16 protein-coding genes and 1 tRNA gene are annotated in these 16,065 nt (G+C 71.4%); 5 read left to right on the top strand and 12 right to left on the bottom strand.

Going from position 1 to position 16,065, the window contains the following annotated elements; genetic code table 11:
- The first annotated feature begins 34 nt into the window (after positions 1-34).
- Complete coding sequence (locus tag JD276_RS03770) at positions 35-1,060, top strand: DMT family transporter (RefSeq protein WP_307866430.1); 1,026 nt, start codon at positions 35-37, stop codon at positions 1,058-1,060.
- Between the two features lie 6 nt (positions 1,061-1,066).
- On the opposite strand, the gene JD276_RS03765 is transcribed toward JD276_RS03770, so the two are convergent.
- Positions 1,067-1,717 carry a DNA-3-methyladenine glycosylase gene (locus JD276_RS03765; RefSeq protein WP_200114057.1) on the bottom strand — a complete coding sequence of 217 codons (651 nt, stop codon included), beginning with the start codon at positions 1,715-1,717 and terminating at the stop codon, positions 1,067-1,069.
- Between the two features lie 132 nt (positions 1,718-1,849).
- On the opposite strand from JD276_RS03765, the gene JD276_RS03760 reads away from it, so the two are divergent.
- The 3 genes from JD276_RS03760 (at position 1,850) to JD276_RS03750 (ending at position 3,174) form a co-directional block, all read left to right on the top strand.
- On the top strand, positions 1,850-2,398 hold the full coding sequence (locus JD276_RS03760; protein WP_233615300.1) for a DUF6328 family protein: 549 nt from the start codon (positions 1,850-1,852) through the stop codon (positions 2,396-2,398).
- A gap of 175 nt (positions 2,399-2,573) precedes the next feature.
- A tRNA-Ile gene (locus JD276_RS03755) sits at positions 2,574-2,647 on the top strand.
- Between the two features lie 137 nt (positions 2,648-2,784).
- Positions 2,785-3,174, top strand: coding sequence for a hypothetical protein (locus JD276_RS03750; protein ID WP_200114056.1), 390 nt, complete (start codon positions 2,785-2,787; stop codon positions 3,172-3,174).
- A gap of 106 nt (positions 3,175-3,280) precedes the next feature.
- Here JD276_RS03750 and JD276_RS03745 read toward each other — a convergent pair whose 3' ends face one another.
- The 7 genes from JD276_RS03745 to aceE all read right to left on the bottom strand — a co-directional run bounded on the left by JD276_RS03745 (position 3,281) and on the right by aceE (position 11,957).
- Positions 3,281-4,102 carry a glutamine amidotransferase gene (locus tag JD276_RS03745; protein ID WP_200114055.1) on the bottom strand — a complete coding sequence of 274 codons (822 nt, stop codon included), beginning with the start codon at positions 4,100-4,102 and terminating at the stop codon, positions 3,281-3,283.
- Between the two features lie 162 nt (positions 4,103-4,264).
- A complete protein-coding gene (locus JD276_RS03740; protein ID WP_200114054.1) occupies positions 4,265-5,503 on the bottom strand; it encodes a beta-ketoacyl-[acyl-carrier-protein] synthase family protein in 1,239 nt (412 codons plus the stop codon).
- 115 nt (positions 5,504-5,618) lie between these two features.
- Complete coding sequence (locus JD276_RS03735; protein WP_017794148.1) at positions 5,619-5,867, bottom strand: acyl carrier protein; 249 nt, start codon at positions 5,865-5,867, stop codon at positions 5,619-5,621.
- Between the two features lie 74 nt (positions 5,868-5,941).
- A complete protein-coding gene (locus JD276_RS03730) occupies positions 5,942-6,946 on the bottom strand; it encodes a beta-ketoacyl-ACP synthase III (RefSeq protein WP_200114053.1) in 1,005 nt (334 codons plus the stop codon).
- Positions 6,947-6,988: 42 nt separating this feature from the next.
- Positions 6,989-7,909 carry an ACP S-malonyltransferase gene (locus tag JD276_RS03725; RefSeq protein ID WP_200114052.1) on the bottom strand — a complete coding sequence of 307 codons (921 nt, stop codon included), beginning with the start codon at positions 7,907-7,909 and terminating at the stop codon, positions 6,989-6,991.
- A gap of 99 nt (positions 7,910-8,008) precedes the next feature.
- Positions 8,009-9,208 carry a PucR family transcriptional regulator gene (locus JD276_RS03720; protein ID WP_200114051.1) on the bottom strand — a complete coding sequence of 400 codons (1,200 nt, stop codon included), beginning with the start codon at positions 9,206-9,208 and terminating at the stop codon, positions 8,009-8,011.
- Between the two features lie 22 nt (positions 9,209-9,230).
- The gene (aceE, locus tag JD276_RS03715; protein ID WP_200114049.1) at positions 9,231-11,957 is read right to left on the bottom strand and encodes a pyruvate dehydrogenase (acetyl-transferring), homodimeric type; all 2,727 of its coding nucleotides are present in this window, start codon (positions 11,955-11,957) and stop codon (positions 9,231-9,233) included.
- A gap of 275 nt (positions 11,958-12,232) precedes the next feature.
- Here aceE and JD276_RS03710 point away from each other — a divergent pair, with 275 nt between their 5' ends.
- A complete protein-coding gene (locus JD276_RS03710) occupies positions 12,233-12,694 on the top strand; it encodes a peroxiredoxin (protein ID WP_200114047.1) in 462 nt (153 codons plus the stop codon).
- A 29-nt stretch (positions 12,695-12,723) separates the two neighbouring features.
- On the opposite strand, the gene JD276_RS03705 is transcribed toward JD276_RS03710, so the two are convergent.
- The 4 genes from JD276_RS03705 to JD276_RS03690 all read right to left on the bottom strand — a co-directional run bounded on the left by JD276_RS03705 (position 12,724) and on the right by JD276_RS03690 (position 15,975).
- On the bottom strand, positions 12,724-13,368 hold the full coding sequence (locus JD276_RS03705) for an SDR family oxidoreductase (protein ID WP_200114045.1): 645 nt from the start codon (positions 13,366-13,368) through the stop codon (positions 12,724-12,726).
- Positions 13,369-13,456: 88 nt separating this feature from the next.
- Positions 13,457-14,209, bottom strand: coding sequence for a 5'/3'-nucleotidase SurE (gene surE, locus JD276_RS03700; RefSeq protein WP_200114043.1), 753 nt, complete (start codon positions 14,207-14,209; stop codon positions 13,457-13,459).
- Complete coding sequence (locus JD276_RS03695) at positions 14,206-15,327, bottom strand: 1-phosphofructokinase family hexose kinase (protein WP_200114041.1); 1,122 nt, start codon at positions 15,325-15,327, stop codon at positions 14,206-14,208. Before JD276_RS03695 ends, surE begins: the two co-directional genes overlap by 4 nt.
- Before the next feature lie 90 nt (positions 15,328-15,417).
- Positions 15,418-15,975, bottom strand: coding sequence for a dihydrofolate reductase family protein (locus tag JD276_RS03690; RefSeq protein WP_200114039.1), 558 nt, complete (start codon positions 15,973-15,975; stop codon positions 15,418-15,420).
- Positions 15,976-16,065: the final 90 nt, after the last annotated feature.

Below are 16,065 nucleotides of genomic sequence, written 5' to 3'. Positions count from 1 at the left end.
GGCGACGGCCGGGGATTCGGGGTAACGTATGTCTGTGCTTCTGAGTCAGGTTCTGCTCGCGGGCCCGGTGCTGACCGGGCTGCTCAGCGCCGACGGCGACCTCGCGGAGGTCGCCTCGATGAACGGCAGACAGCTGATCGGCATCCCGATGGCGCTCGTCGGCGCCGTGCTGCTCTCCTTCGGCGCCCAGTACCAGTCGCGGGGGCTGAACAAGGTCGAGAGGATCGTCGGGCAGAGCGCCGGCTCGGGTCTGTCCCTCCGTCATATCCTGAGCATGCTGCGGCGGCCCTCCTGGGTCATCGGCACGCTGCTGCTCGGGCTCGCGGTGGTCTTCCAGATCGGCTCGCTCTCCTTCGCCCCCCTCATCGTCGTGCAGCCCATCGGCGTCGTGGCGCTCGTGGTGACCGCCGTGCTCAACTCCCGCATGAGCGGGGTGCGGCTGGGGCGTCGGGCGCAGCTCTCCGTCGCCCTCGCGGTGGGCGGCATCGTCGCCTTCGTCACCATCGCCGCCTTCAGCGCGGCCGACCGGCCCGTCACCGACGCGAAGCTCATCACGATCCTCATCGCGTTCGGCGTGGTGTTCCTGCTCGCGCTCGTGCTCTTCGTGCTCTTCCGCCACCGCGGCGTCGCCCTGATCTACATCGTGGGATCCGGCGTGCTCTACGGGTTCGTGGCGACGTTCGCGAAGTCGGTGATCGGCCGGCTCCAGCAGGGCGAGTTCGAGTGGCTGACGTGGGCGTGCGTGCTGGCCCTCGTGCTGGGGGCGCTGCTCGGCATGGTCTTCGTGCAGAACGCGTACTCCTCGGGCCCGCCCGACCTCGTCGTCGCGGGGCTCACGGTCATCGACCCGATCGTGGCGGTGCTCATCGGCATCGTCGTCCTCGGCGAGGCCGCAAGCGCCTCGGGGCTCGCGATCGCGGCCTTCGTCGTCTCGGGAGCCGTCGCCGTGGTCGGGGTGCTCGGACTGGCGAAGCATCATCCCCAGGTCGGCAAGTCCCATCTGCCGGCGGTGACGGGCCGGGTCCCGGTGCCCGAGGAGCGGGCCGGCGAGGACGGCTGAGTCCGGTCAGATCCGGGGAGCCCCGCGGCCGGGGCGGAACGCCGAGACCGTCGGGTCGCCGGCGATCCAGAACCGCCACGGGAAGGCGGGGCCGCCGGCCTCGCCCGCCACGCCGACGCGGGGGCCGCTCGCGATCGTCTCGACCGGCACCGGACCCTGCCCCGGCCGGAAGGCGAACGGGGCCGCGAGCAGATCGAGCCCGTCGTGCTCGGGACGGGTGATCCCGAGCGCGGCAGCCAGGTTGCCCGGTCCTCGGGCGAGCATGCGGTCGGGGATCGGCGCCGCGACGGTCCCGCGCTTCGCCTCGCGACGGGCGTGTGCGATGTCCGCGCCCGCGACGACCTCTCCCGACCGGATGAGCACCCCGGAGGCGACGCCCTCGGGGGAGCAGACCATGTTGAGGGCGAAGTGCATGCCGTAGCTGAAGTACACGTAGGCGTGCCCGGGCGGGCCGAACATGGAGGCGTTCCGCTCCGTGCGCCGATCCCGGGAGTGGGATCCGGGGTCGTACGGCCCCGGCGTGCCGACGCCGTGATACGCCTCGACCTCCGTGATGCGCACCGTGACCGGTCCGCCGGCTCCGTCGAGGGTGAGGAGGCCGCCGAGCAGGTTCGGCGCCACGTCGAGCGCGTGCGAGGAGAAGAGTTCGCGAACCACCCGACCAGTATGGCATCGGCGCCCTGTGCGGGAGCCGCCCGTCGCGGATAGGCCGGGCCCCGCTCCTACTCCGCGCCGCGACCCGGGCGCAACCCGATCATGCCGGGGTCGGACGACGAGTACGATGACGACATGGTGCACAGCGACGCGCTGCCCGACGACGGTCGGGCCGAGACTCCGAACGAACGAGCGGATCGCAACTGGAACGAGATCCTGCAGGAGCTCCGCGTCGCCCAGACCGGCACGCAGATCCTCACCGCATTCCTGCTCGCGGTGGCGTTCCAGCCCCGATTCACCGAGCTGGACGCGTACCAGCGGGACCTGTACCTGGTGCTCGTGGGCCTCGCGGGTCTCGCGACCGCACTCGGGCTCGCACCCGTGAGCCTGCACCGCATGTACTTCGGGCGCGGCCAGAAGGAGCGCATCGTGCGCGTGGGCAACCGGCTGCTCGTGGCCGACCTCGCGGCCGTCGCGGCGCTGGCAGTCGGGGTCACGAGCCTCATCTTCGACTTCACGGTCAGCCGCGCGGCGGGGTTCATCGCCCTCGCGTGCGGCGTGCTCGTCGTCGCCGCGCTGTGGACGCTCGTCCCGCGCGTGAGCGCCCGGCACATGGTCGCCGGCGACGCCGGCAACGGTGAGGGTCACATCGCGCGATCCCGCGCGGGCGACCCTCCACGATGACCTCGGTTCGCGGGACGCGATGCCGAGCCCAGGCATCGAGCCTCCGTGGCTGCATCGACACCACCGCGGTTCCGATGCAACTGCGGAGGCCGGGTGCACGGCTGCCGAGGCGCGGCGCCGGGGGTGGGCAGGCGAAGCGGGTCGGTCCGTTCCGATAGGATGGAGCAGTTGCCCAGGGGCGTTAGCTCAGCCGGTTAGAGCAGCGGACTCATAATCCGTCGGTCGCGGGTTCAAGCCCCGCACGCCCCACCGCTCTTCGCCCTCCCCTGAAGCCCGATCGGCACCCCTGACGGTGCGGCATCGGGGCGGATCCGCTGCGATCCCATGCGCCTTCGCGAAGTCAAGCCCCTCCCGCAGAGGAGGGCACGGAGCCTAGCCTCGGCGGCATGAGAAACAACGCACTCGCAGTCACGGCGTCCGGAGCGCTCGCGCTCGCCCTCACCACCGGCGCGGTGGCGTGCACCGCGATCCCGACGGAGGGATCCGGGGAGGTCCAGGAGATGACGGAGGACGGCACGGGCCTCGCGGAGGAGATCGAGATGCAGGTGGAGGATGCCCTGGCCGAGGTTCCCGACTCCAGCCTCCTCCACGCGGTGAGTCGATACGAGGACGTCTCGGCCGACACCATCCGGGTCGTCACGGAGCAGACGCTCACCGCGGAGGAGCGGGACGAGCTCGCCGACGACGTGTTCGAGTACGGGGCCGCCGGGAACGATGCGCTGGGCGCGGTGATGGTGCAGGACGGCTCGGGTGAGGAGTCCACGCACCGGAAGTAGGGGGAGACGCACCCGGATTCCCCCTCGCGACGCTCCTCCTCGTGCTGCGGTTCGGGAGCTCCGTCGGCCCGGAATCCCCGTCGATTCCCATCCGATCCGGGACGGTTCAGGCGGCGACGGGCGCCCGAGCGGAGCGCTGCACGGATCCGGGCGTCGCGGGATCCGGAGTCTCGGACGAACGCGCAGGCACCGGCGCCGACGAGAGGTACTCCTCGATGAAGCGGCCGAGGACCATGTGCGAGGCGCGCACGTCGGCTGCTGAGACTCGCTCGATGATGCGGTCGACCTCGCTCGCGGGGAAGTAGCCGTGGTTCGCGTAGGTGCGCACCCGATCCGAGAACGCCCGCGCGTCGAGCTCGGGGTGGAACTGCGTGGCGTACACGTTGCGGCCCACCCGCAGCGCCTGCACGGGGCAGGTCGCGGAGCTCGCCAGCACCGTCAGGTGCGCGGGCACCTCGCTGATCGCCTCCTTGTGCCCGACGAAGGCGTCGAACTCGTCGGGCAGCTCGGTGAACAGCCGATCCTGCCGACCCGCCTCGTTCAGCGTGATGCGCGCCGCCTGCGAGGTCTCCCCGTAGGTGCGGTCCACGCGCGCGCCCTGGTGCGCACCGATCGTGCCGATGCCGTAGCAGACGCCGAGGAACGGGAAGTCGCGCGCGATCACCTCGTCGAGCAGCGCGGCGAGCTCGCGCTCCACGCGCCGCTCGGTGGCCGACTTCGCCTCCTCCGGCTCGCTCACCGTGAACGGGCTGCCGGCGAGGATGATGCCGGAGTACCGGTCGAAGTCGACGGCGCCGAGCGGCGCCTGATCGACGCGGAGCCACTCGAGATCCTCGGGCAGCAGGCCCGTGAGATGGCAGTACAGGGCGTGCTCCTCGGCGGCGGCGACGTGCTCGCCGCGGGTGGTGATGAGGAGGAACGGTTTCACAGTCTCACCGTAGCGCGGGATCGGGGAACGCGCTCATTCGCGCTTCATCTGGTGTCACAGAAGGATCGCCGCAGGGCCGAGCCGCACGCGGAACGACCTCCGACGCCGCGAGGGCGTCGGAGGCCGCGGCGACGGGGTGGGGCCGGACCGGTCTCCGACGACCTAGACCGAGCGCACGGCGACGACGGCGTTGTGGCCCCCGAAGCCGAACGAGTTCGAGATCGCGAGCTGCGGCCCGTCGCCGAGCGGCATCGGCTCTCCCGAGACGGTGAGCGGGATCTCGGGATCCTGCTCGGTCAGGTTGATCGTCGGCGGGGCGATACGGTGATGCACCGCGAGCACCGAGAACACGGCCTCGAGCGCGCCCGTGCCGCCGAGCAGGTGGCCGGTCGCCGCCTTCGTCGCGGAGACGGGGATCTCCTTCACCCGGTCGCCGAAGACGCGGTGCAGCGCGGTGTACTCCGCGATGTCGCCGACGGGCGTCGAGGTGGCGTGGGCGTTGATGTGGGTCACCTCGTCGACGGTGGCGCCCGCCTGCGCCAGCGCGAGCTCGACGGCGCGAGCAGCGCCTCGGCCCTCGGGGTCGTTCGCGGTGATGTGGTACGAGTCGGCCGTGACGCCGCCGCCCGCCACCTCGGCGTAGATCCTGGCGCCTCGCGCGAGGGCGTGCTCCTCGGTCTCGAGGACGAGGGCCGCTGCGCCCTCGCCCATCACGAAGCCGTCCCGGTCGATGTTGTAGGGGCGGGAGGCCGTCTCGGGGGAGTCGGTCCGCTTCGACAGCGCCTGGGCCGAGTTGAACGACGCGAGCGTCACGGGGTGGATCGCCGCCTCCGCGCCGCCCGCGATCACCACGTCGGCGAGCCCCAACTGCAGGTGCTCGTACGCGTTGGCGATCGACTCGGTGCTGGAGGCGCACGCGGAGGCGACCGTGCGCGCGAAGGCGCGGGCCTCGAGGTGCATCGACACGGCCGCGGCGGGCGCGTTCGGCATCAGCATGGGGACCGTCAGGGGCATCACCCGCCGCGGGCCCTTCTCCTTGAGCGTGTCCCAGGCGTCGAGCAGCGTCCAGAGACCGCCGATGCCGGTCGCCCAGTCGACGCCGAGCCGCTCGCCGGGCACCTCCGGCCGGCCCGCGTCGGCCCACGCCTCGAGCGCGGCGACGAGGGCGAACCTGCTCGAGGGGTCGAGACGCTTGGCGACGGGGCGCTCCAGCACCTCCGCAGGGTCGACCTTCGCGGTGCCGGCGAAGTTCACCGCGAGGCCGTACTGCTCGGCCCAGTCGTTGTCGAGTGTGCGAATACCCGACTCGCCGGCGAGGAGGGCCTGCCAGCTGTCGGCTGCGGTCCCGCCGATGGGCGAGGAGGCGCCGATGCCGGTCACGACGATCTTCTGAGTATTCATTGCCTGCTCCGCGTGGTGTGTGGAAGGTGCGGCCTCGGGCGATCCGGGCCGGGAAAATCTGTGGGCCGGGGGAGGAGGGAGGGGGGTCCGCTCCCTCTCCCCAGCCGCAGGGTGCCTAGGCCTGAGCCTTGACGATGAAGTCGACGGCGTCGCCGACGGTCTTGAGGTTCTTGACCTCCTCATCGGGGATCTTCACGTCGAACTTCTCCTCGGCGTTGACCACGATGGTCATCATCGAGATCGAGTCGATGTCGAGGTCGTCGGTGAACGACTTGTCGAGCGCAACGACGTCGGCCGCGATCCCGGTCTCGTCGTTGATGAGCTCCGCAAGACCTGCGAGGACCTCTTCGTTGCTGAATGCCATCTGTTTCTCCTTGTGTTGGGTTGGGGTGGTGACGTCGATAAAACCTAGAGACTTAGCATGCCACGAAGCCGCGGCTACGGCAGTTCGATGACCTGCGCGCCGTAGACGAGGCCGGCTCCGAAGCCGATCGTCAGCGCGAGCCCGCCCGAGAGCTCCGGTCGATCCTCGAGCAGCTGGTGCATCGCCAGCGGCACGGACGCCGCGGAGGTGTTGCCCTGCATCTCGATGTCGCGGGCGATGGCGACCGACTCCGGCAGCTTCAGCTGCTTCGCGAACTCGTCGACGATGCGCATGTTGGCCTGGTGCGGGATGAACGCGGCCAGATCGCCGGCCTCGACGCCCGAGAGCTCGAGCGTGCGCCGGGCCACCTTCGCCATCTCCCAGACGGCCCAGCGGAAGACGGTCTGCCCGTCCTGGCGCAGCGTCGGCCACGCGACCTGGCCCTCCCCGTGGCGGTACTGCTCGAACGAGGAGGTCATGCCGATCGTCTCCCACTTCTCGCCATCGGATCCCCAGACGGTGGGGCCGATGCCGGTGCGGTCGCTCGGGCCGACCACGACGGCGCCCGCGCCGTCGGCCAGCAGGAACGAGATCGAGCGGTCGGTGGGGGAGACGAGGTCGGAGAGCTTCTCGGCGCCGATCACGAGCACGTTCCTGCAGATCCCCCCGCGCACGAGCGCGTCGGCCTGGGCGACGCCGTAGACGTAACCGGCGCAGGCGGCGGAGATGTCGAACGCGGCCGCAGGGGTCAGGCCGAGGCGGTGAGCCGCGAGGGAGGCCATCGAGGGGGTCACGGCGACGTTCGAGATCGTCGAGATGATCACGCCGTCGACCTCGGAGCGGTCGATGCCGGCGCGACGGAGCGCCTCCTCGCCCGCCCCCACGGCGAGATCCACGGCCAGCACATCGGCGCTCGCGCGACGCCGCTGAATGATCCCGGTGCGCTGTCTGATCCACTCGTCGGACGAGTCGATCGGCCCCACCAGGTCGTCGTTCGGAACGTCGAGGTCGCCGCGGGCGGCGCCCACGGCGAGGATCCTGGTGTGCGCGGGGCCCGTGGGCTGAACAAGCGTCGCCATGTGCTGTTCCTTCTGTCGTGCGTGCGTGGGGACCGGCCCGGATCAGGCGGCCGAGTCGGTGATGAGCTGAACCGCGGCGTCGAGGTCGGCGGGGGACTTCACCGCGACCGCCGGCACGCCCTTGAGCGCCCGCTTCGCGATCCCCGTCAGCGCACCGGCCGGCGTCAGCTCGATGAGCCCGGTGATCCCGGCCTCCCGGAAGCCCTCCATGCACGCGTCCCAGCGCACGGGATTCGCGATCTGCGACACCAGGAGCTCGAGGAATCGCGAGCCGTCGCTCACCCGGGAGCCGTCGGCGTTGGTCCACAGCGGGCGCACCGGATCGGAGACGCTCACCTGCTCGGCGGCCTCGCGCAGCGCGGGGACGGCGCTCGCCATGTACTCGGTATGGAAGGCGCCGGCGACCTGCAGCGGGATGACCCGGGCCCCTCGCGGCGCGTCCTCCGCGAGCGCCGCCAGGCTGTCGATCGCGCCCGCGGCGACGACCTGGCCGCCGCCGTTGCGGTTGGCCGGGGTGAGGCCGTGCGCCTCGATCGTGGAGAGCACGTCGGCCTCCACGCCTCCGACGACCGCCGACATACCGGTGTCGGCGGCCGTCGCTGCCTCCGCCATGGCCCGGCCGCGCACGCCCACGAGCGAGAGGGCGTCGGCGTCGGACAGCACGCCCGCGGCGGCCGCGGCGGCGAACTCGCCCACCGAGTGGCCCGCGACGCCCGCCGCGTCGATCGAGACGCGCTGCTCGAGCGCGCGCCGAGCGAGGATGCTGGCCGCGACGATGAGCGGCTGGGCGATCGCGGTGTCGCGGATCGTCTCGGCGTCGCTCTCGGTGCCGTGCGCGACGAGGTCGACGCCGAGGGTCTCGGAGGCCTGACCGAGGAAGTCTCTGGCCGCGGGATCCTCGAGCCACTCGCTCAGGAATCCGGGGGTCTGGGAGCCCTGTCCAGGGCAGGCGATAACAATCACGCTCTACAGTGTCTCAGATCGGTGCGAAGGATTCGGGATATGGGGGACGTGTTTTGCACGGTTTCGACTGTGTAAGCCGGATTGGCTTGTCGGATCCGGCTATTTTCTGGGCTTGGCGCTCCTCCGCGGGCCGTGCTGGGCGATCGACCCCACGATGAGCGCCGACTGGATGATGAGGGCCTCGCGGGCGCCGGTCGCGTTCCAGCCGATGACCTCGGAGACCTTCTTCAACCGGTAGCGCACGGTGTTGGGGTGCACGAACAGCTCGCGGGCGGTGGCCTCGAGCGAGCGGCCGTTGTCGAGGTAGCACCACAGCGTCTCCATCAGCTCGCTCGAGTGCGCCATGAGCGGCTCGTAGATCTGCTCGATGAGCGTGCGCCTGGCGAGGCCGTCGCCGGCGAGCGCGCGCTCGGGCAGGAGGTCGTCGGCCGGGACCGGACGGGGGGCGTTGCGCCACGACCTCGCGACGGCGATGCCGGCGAGCGCGGCCCGAGCGCTGCGCGAGGCCTCGACCAGGTTCTCGACCGTCGGCCCGAGCACGAGCGGGCCGTCCGAGAAGCCGTCGGCCAGCCGGGTCGCGATCTCCAGGAAGCTGAGCGGCTCGGGCTGCGGCGCCCCCGGATCCCTCGGCTGCTCGTCGGCGCGCCCGAGCACCAGCACCAGGCGAGTGCCCTGCAGGCCGATCAGCACGTCGGCGCCCGAGTGCCTGGCCGTGCGGCGGATGTGATCGACGTCGACGACCCGCTCGGAGGTGCCGACGAGCACCGCGGCCTCGCCGTCGCCGTGCCAGCCGAGCGCGGCGATCCTGCTGGGCAGCTCGTCGTCGGACTCGCCCGTGAGGATCGAGTCGACGACGAGCGCCTCGAGCCGGGCGTCCCACAGGCCCCGCGCCTCGGCGGCGCGGGCGTAGACGTCGGCTGCGGCGAACGCGACGTCACGCGAGTAGTGCAGCACGGCCTCCCGGAGCGCCTCGCTCCTCGGGGCGACGCGCTCCTCGACGACCGAGACCACCACGCGGATCAGCTGCAGGGTCTCCTGGAGGCTGATCGAGCGCAGCAGCTCGCGCGGCGCGGCGCTGAACACGTCGGAGGCGATCCACGGCGTGGAGCTCGGATCCTCGTACCACTGGATGAACGAGCTGATGCCGGTCTGCGCGACCAGCCCGACTGCGGAGCGCCGCCCCGGCGGCATGTCGCCGTACCAGGGCAGCGTCTCGTCGAGGCGGGTGATCGTCTGCGTGGCGAGCTCACCGGTGATGGTGCGCAGCCAGGCGAGCTCCTGCTCCTTCGAACGGTCCATCGAATGCTCGGCGACCCGGGCCCTAGGCCTCGCCGCCCGCACCGCCGGTCGTGCCGGCGTTCACGTCGAGCAGACGGTACTTCTCGGCGGCCCGGCGGGGGATGTCGGCCTCGATCTTGCCCTGCGCCGCGAGGCGCTGCAGCACCTTCACCACGACCGACTCGCGGTCGATCGCGAAGAAGCGGCGGGCGGCGGCCCGCGTGTCGGAGAAGCCGAAGCCGTCGGCCCCGAGCACCGAGTAGTCGCCCGGGACGAACGGGCGGATCTGATCCGGCACCTGGGTCTCCCAGTCGCTCACGGCGACGACGGGGCCCTCGGCGCCCCGCAGCTTGTCGGCGAGATAGGAGGTGCGGGCCTCTTCCTCCGGGTGCAGGAAGTTGTGGCGCTCGGCGCTCTCGCCGTCGCGGCGCAGCTCGGACCAGCTCGTGACGCTCCAGACGTCGGCGGCGATGTCCCAGTCCTGCAGCAGCAGCTCCTGCGCCTCGATGGCCCAGGGCACCGCGACGCCCGACGCGAGGATCTGGGCGCGGTGGTTGCCCATGAGCGCGGGCTTGACGCGGTGGATGCCGCGCACGATGCCCTCGACGTCCACGTTCTCGGGCTCCGCCGGGTGCACGATCGGCTCGTTGTAGACCGTGAGGTAGTACATGACGTTGGGATCGGGGTGCTCGCCGCCGTACATGCGCTCGATGCCCGAGCGCACAATGTGCCCGATCTCGTACCCGTAGGCCGGATCGTAGGCCACCACCGCGGGGTTCGTCGAGGCCAGCGTGAGCGAGTGGCCGTCGGCGTGCTGGAGGCCCTCGCCCGTCAGCGTTGTGCGGCCGGCGGTCGCGCCGATCATGAACCCGCGGGTCATCTGGTCGCCGGCGGCCCAGATCGCGTCGCCGGTGCGCTGGAAGCCGAACATCGAATAGAAGATGTAGATCGGGATCAGCGGCTGGCCCTGCGTCGAGTAGGAGGTGCCGAGCGCCGTGAACGCGGCCGCCGCGCCGGCCTCGTTGATGCCGACGTGCACCAGCACGCCCTGCGGGCTCTCCTTGTAGGCGAGCAGCAGGTCGCGGTCCACCGAGATGTAGTTCTGCCCGTTGGGGTTGTAGATCTTCGACGTGGGGAAGTAGGAGTCCATGCCGAAGGTGCGGGCCTCGTCGGGGATGACGGGCACGAAGCGCGAGCCGAAGCCCTTGTCGCGCATCAGGTCCTTGAGCAGGCGCACGAAGACCATCGTGGTCGCCGCCTCCTGCTGGCCCGAGCCCTTCTTCGCGATCGCGTAGCTCTTCTCCTCCGGCAGCGCGAGATCCACGTGAGTGGTGCGGCGCTCGGGGAGGTACCCGCCGAGGGCGCGGCGGCGCTCGTGGATGTACTGGATCGCCTCGTCCTGCTCCCCGGGGTGGTAGTAGGGGGGCAGGTAGGGATCGGCCTCGAGCTGCGCGTCCGAGATCGGGATGTGCATGGTGTCGCGGAAGAGCTTCAGATCCTCCAGCGTCATCTTCTTCATCTGGTGGGTCGCGTTGCGGCCCTCGAAGTGGGGGCCGAGGCCGTAGCCCTTGATCGTCTTCGCGAGGATCACGGTGGGGCGGCCCGTGTGCTCGGTCGCGGCCTTGAACGCGGCGTAGACCTTGCGGTAGTCGTGGCCGCCGCGGCGCAGGCCCCAGATCTGGTCGTCGGTGTAGTCCTCGACGAGCTTCAGCGCGCGCTCGTCCCGACCGAAGAAGTGCTCTCGCACGAAGGCGCCGTTCTCGGCCTTGTAGGTCTGGTAGTCGCCGTCGGGCGTGGTGTTCATGATGTTCAGCAGCGCGCCGTCGGCGTCGCGGCCCAGCAGGTCGTCCCACTCGCGGCCCCAGATGACCTTGATGACGTTCCAGCCGGCGCCCCGGAAGAAGCTCTCGAGCTCCTGGATGATCTTGCCGTTGCCGCGCACCGGGCCGTCGAGGCGCTGCAGGTTGCAGTTGATCACGAAGGTGAGGTTGTCGAGGCCCTCGTTCGCGGCGACCTGCAGCTGGCCGCGGCTCTCGACCTCGTCCATCTCGCCGTCTCCGAGGAAGGCCCAGACGTGCTGGTCGGAGCAGTCCTTGATGCCCCGGTTGGTGAGGTACTTGTTGGCCTGCGCCTGGTAGATCGCGTTGATCGGACCGAGCCCCATCGAGACCGTGGGGAACTGCCAGAAGTCGGGCAGCAGACGGGGATGGGGGTAGCTGGGGAGGCCGCCGCCGGCGTGCGACTTCTCCTGCCGGAAGCCGTCGAGCTGATCGGCCGAGAGCCGGCCCTCGAGGAATGCGCGGGCGTACATGCCGGGAGAGGCGTGGCCCTGGAAGAAGATCTGGTCGCCGCCGCCCGGGTGGTCCTGGCCGCGGAAGAAGTGGTTGAAGCCGATCTCGTACAGCGAGGCGGCGGAGGCGTAGGTCGAGATGTGGCCGCCCACGCCGATGCCGGGGCGCTGCGCGCGGTGCACGGTCATGGCGGCGTTCCAGCGGATCCAGGAGCGGTAGCGGCGCTCGAGCTCCTCGTTGCCGGGGAAGTCGGGCTCGTTCTCCGAGGCGATGGTGTTGACGTAGTCGGTGGTGGGAACCTGCGGAACGCTCAGGTGCAGCTCGCGCGAACGAGCCAGCAGGCTCGTCATGATCTCGCGGCCGCGGCCGGGTCCTCGCTCGTCGACGACCGCGTCGAGCGACTCCTTCCACTCGGCCGTCTCCTGCGGATCCAGATCGTCCTGATCCGGCGCGTAGGGGTCCTGTGTGTTCACAGCCACGATTGTGCTCCAATCACCATGATCCGTGCTCCGCCCGCGCTCCTCGCCTATGGGCGACGAGCGGGCAACAGCACAAAGCGGGGCCTCGCGGGTCCGCGGGTCCGCGTTCAGACTATCGAAAACCCACGACGAATTCCGGCGATTCATTGTCGGGGGTGTCGTATCGCTCCAGGCCTGCGGCCCTGCCCGCCGGAGATTGTCGCCGCTCCTCACTACTGTGGAGGGGACGGATACTCGACGGAAACGGGCGCGGTCGCGCCGGGAAGGAGCCCTCGTTGGTGCTCGAAGCAGGTAGGCAGGCCCCCGACTTCACGCTCTCCGATCAGTACGGGGAGGAGCTGACGCTGAGCGAGCTGACGGCCGAGGGGCCCGTCGCGCTGGTGTTCTTCCCGCTCGCCTTCTCCGGCATCTGCACGGGGGAGCTCTGCGAACTGCGCGACAATCTGGCGGTCTTCGAGGACCGCCGGGTGCGGCTGCTCGGCATCTCCGTCGACTCGGTGCACGCGCTCAGGGCGTGGGCGGAGCAGGAGGACTACGGATTCTCGATCCTCTCCGACTTCTGGCCGCACGGCGCGGTGGCGCAGGCGTACGGCGCGTTCGTGAAGGAGCGGGGCATCGCGACGCGCGCGACCCTGCTGATCGGCGAGAACCGCAGGGTGCTGGCCTCCTTCGAGACCTCGCCCGGCGAGGCGCGCGACTTCTCCGCCTACCGCGCGGCGATCGACGCCGCCCGCTAGCTTCGTCGAGGAGGCCGGGCGGGGCGGTCTCAGAGGCGGATCGCCTCGGCGACAGGGATGTCGCCGTCGTTGAAGCGGATGGTCCTGCCGATCGTCGAATCGTCGTCGAGCACCGACATGATCGTCAGCGCGACGTTCGCGCGCGACACGCTGTCCGCCTCCGGCGCGTCCGCGTCGATGCGGCCGGTGACGTCGCCGTGGGTGAGCCTGCTCGGCCCGAGCATCGTCCAGTCGAGGGTCGAGGCCCGCAGCCGCTCGTCGGCCTCGGCCTTCGCCTCCGCGTAGGGGAAGAAGGAATTCTCGGGGTCCACTCCGTGGTCGGGTCGAGCCCCGAAGTAGGAGACCATGACGAAGCGCCTCACCCCGGCCCGCTCGGCGGCCTCCATGGTGCGCACCGCCGCATCCCGATCCACCGCGTAGGTGCGCTCCGGATCGCCGCCGCCCGCTCCCGCCGACCAGATGACGGCGTCATGGCCGTCGAGTATCTCGGCGATGGCCGCCGTGTCGAGCCGTTCGACGTCGGCGACGACCGGGGTCGCGCCCGTGCTCTCGATGTCCGACGCGTGATCCGGGTTGCGGATCACCGCGGTGACCCGGTCGCCCCGTTGGACGAGTTCGGGCTCCAGGAGCCGTGCGATCTTCCCGTGCCCGCCGATGATGATGATCCGTGACATGCGGGGATCGTACGTCGGCAAGCTGGGCGTCGGATCAGGAACCGAGCGGTTCGGCGCGGGGCGGCGTCGGGCTCGCGCGCCGGAGGCCTCAGCCCTCGGCCGGGCGGTAGCTCAGCGGTACGTGCGTCACCGCGTCGAGGCCGCTCAGCGTCGCCCATCCCGCGGCGAGGAGGGCGGCATCGCTGCCCTCCTCGGGGTGGTTCGGCAGATCCTCAACGGCGAGGCGCACATGGTCGGCGCCCTGCTCGGTGAGGGTCGTCTGCACGATGCCGAACGGGGCGAGGGACGCCTCGACCACGCCGCGGTTCTCCGGAGCGTTCGGCACGTTGACGTTGACCACGGTGCCGCGCGGCCGCTCGAGCAGGAACGGCAGCAGGCTCACGGCCACGTCGGCGGCTGCGCCCCAGTGGAACTCCGAGGGGTGCATGCCGACGTCGAGCGACACCGCCGCGCCCCACGCGCCGTTGAGGCCGCCCGTGAGCGCGGCGCCCACCGTGCCGGAGTGGAGGACGGCGCGCCCCACGTTCGCGCCGTGGTTGACGCCCGAGAGCACGAGGTCGGCGGGCTCGCCGAACGCGCCGCGCGCAGCGATGAGCGCGATCAGGCCGGGCCCGCCGCGCACCGCGTAGGCGGCGACCCCCTCGAGACCCTCGAGCTCCCGCCGCTCGATCGCGATGCGGCCCCCCTCCTCCGCCGCCATGATCGAGGCGCTCGCGCCGCTCGACTGCCGGATCGGAGCCGCGACCACGACCTCGAGGCCGGCTTCGCGCGCCGCGACGGCGAGCGCGAGGACGCCGGGGGAGTCGATGCCGTCGTCGTTGGTGATGAGTGCGCGGGTCACAGCGGGTCCTCCCGTCGCTCCTGGCCGTCCGTTCGATCCGCCTCCGCCGCGTCAGCCGCCTCGGCCGAAGGATCATCCTCGCGGGTCTCGCCGTCCCGGGGCTCGTCCCCGCCGGCGTCGTCTTCCGGGGGTCGGGCGAGCGCCGCGAGCCCTTCGGGGCTGACCCGGGCGCCCTCGGACGGTTCCGCTCCGGCGGAGTCGTCGTCGAGCGCGCGCACGCTCAGCGTCTCGCGGAGACGCTCGATCGTCTCGGAATTCCCGGTGCCCAGTCCGTGCCGCGTGACGTTGAGCGCCCCGGCCGCGGCGCCCGTGAGAACCGCCTCGCGAGGGGCTTCGCCGCGCGCCATGCCCGCCGCGACGCCGGCGGTGAGGGAGTCGCCCGCGCCACGGGTCTCCACCGCCGCCATCCTCGGGCTCCCGATCTCGAGGAATCCGTCGGCGTCCAGGAGGAGCAGCGGCTCGCTCGCCCGCGAGACGATCACGGTCTCGGCGCCCTCCGAGCGCAGTTCTCGCATCGCGGCCCGTACGCTCTCGGAGGACGCGTCGTCGATGCGGCCGTCGTCGAGCAGCTCCTCGTGGCTCACCTTCAGCACGTCGACACCGGCCGCCAGGGCGGCCTCGAGGCGCTCGCCCGCGAGGTCGACGACCACGACCGCGCCGCCCTCCCGGAGGTCGGAGGCCAGGCGGCGATACGTGTCGGCGGGAAGGGACTCTTCGCCCGAGGGGCCGCTGAGGATGACGAGCCCGGCCTCCAGACCCTCGCGCAGCGTCGCGCCGTACAGCTCGTCGAGATCGTGCCGGCTGAGGGGCTCGCCCTCCGTCTCGGCGATCACGCGCCGCTCGCCGCCGCGGCGGTCGTGCACGTAGGCCGACGCCCGGCCCGGCCGCTCGACGCCGGAGACGGCGAAGCCCTCGTCCTCCAGGAGATGGCGCAGGATGGGACCGGGCTCCCCGGTCAGCGTGCAGCACATCCTGACCCCGATCCCCAGGCGTCGCAGCATCCGCGCCTGCCAGACCCCCTGCCCGCCGGCGTGGAGGTGTATCTCCGCGTCGTCGCCGCGCTCCTCGACGGTGATGGTGAGGGTCGGAGAGGGGGCGAAGATCGTGACCTCGTTCATGGCCGCGAGCATAGGTCACCGCGATCGGGGCGGATATCCCCTTGCCACGGGGCGGCCGAGCAGGGTAAGCGCGACGCGGGGTTCCGCGACTCAGCGCGCGCGTCGGTAGTGCACGGCGATCGCGCCGTTGCGGAGCGGCTCCGCCGACACCAGCTCGAGCCGTCGGGCACCGGGCAGCCCGCTCTCGTAGAGGGTGGGGCCGTGGCCGACGATCCTGGGGTGGACGAGGAATCGGTACTCGTCGATCAGGTCCCACCGCTCCAGTTCGGCTGCGAGTCCCACGCTGCCGAGGAGCACGCCGGCCGGGGTCGCCTCCTTGAGCTCCTGCACGCCGGTGCGCAGATCGCCGGCGACGCGGTGGCTGCCCGTCCAGGGGAAGTCCCGGCGCGTGGAGGACACGACGTACTTCGGCTTGGCCTCCAGCTTCACGGCCCACTCGCGCAACGCCGGCGGCGCCTCCTCGTCGCCGCGGGCGACCGCCGGCCAGTAGCCCTCCATCATCTCGTAGGTGACGCGCCCCCACAGCATCGCCCCGGCCTCGTCCATGAGACGGGTGAAGAAGGCGTGGGTCTCGTCGTCGGCGATCCCCTCCCGATGGTCGACGCAGCCGTCCAGGGCGACATTGATGCCGAAGGTCAAGAGTCCCATGAGGGGAGTGTAGGTCCGCGGCGGGGGGGCCCCCCGGGGCGCCCGGGGGGGGGGGGGCCGCCGGGGGGGCGGGGGGGGGGGGGCCGGCGG

Source organism: Leucobacter chromiisoli (assembly GCF_016522505.1).
Classification (GTDB): Bacteria; Actinomycetota; Actinomycetes; order Actinomycetales; family Microbacteriaceae; genus Leucobacter; species Leucobacter chromiisoli.
Note: the sequence above shows the minus strand (reverse complement) of the source record. Positions and strands in the feature narration are given on the sequence as shown.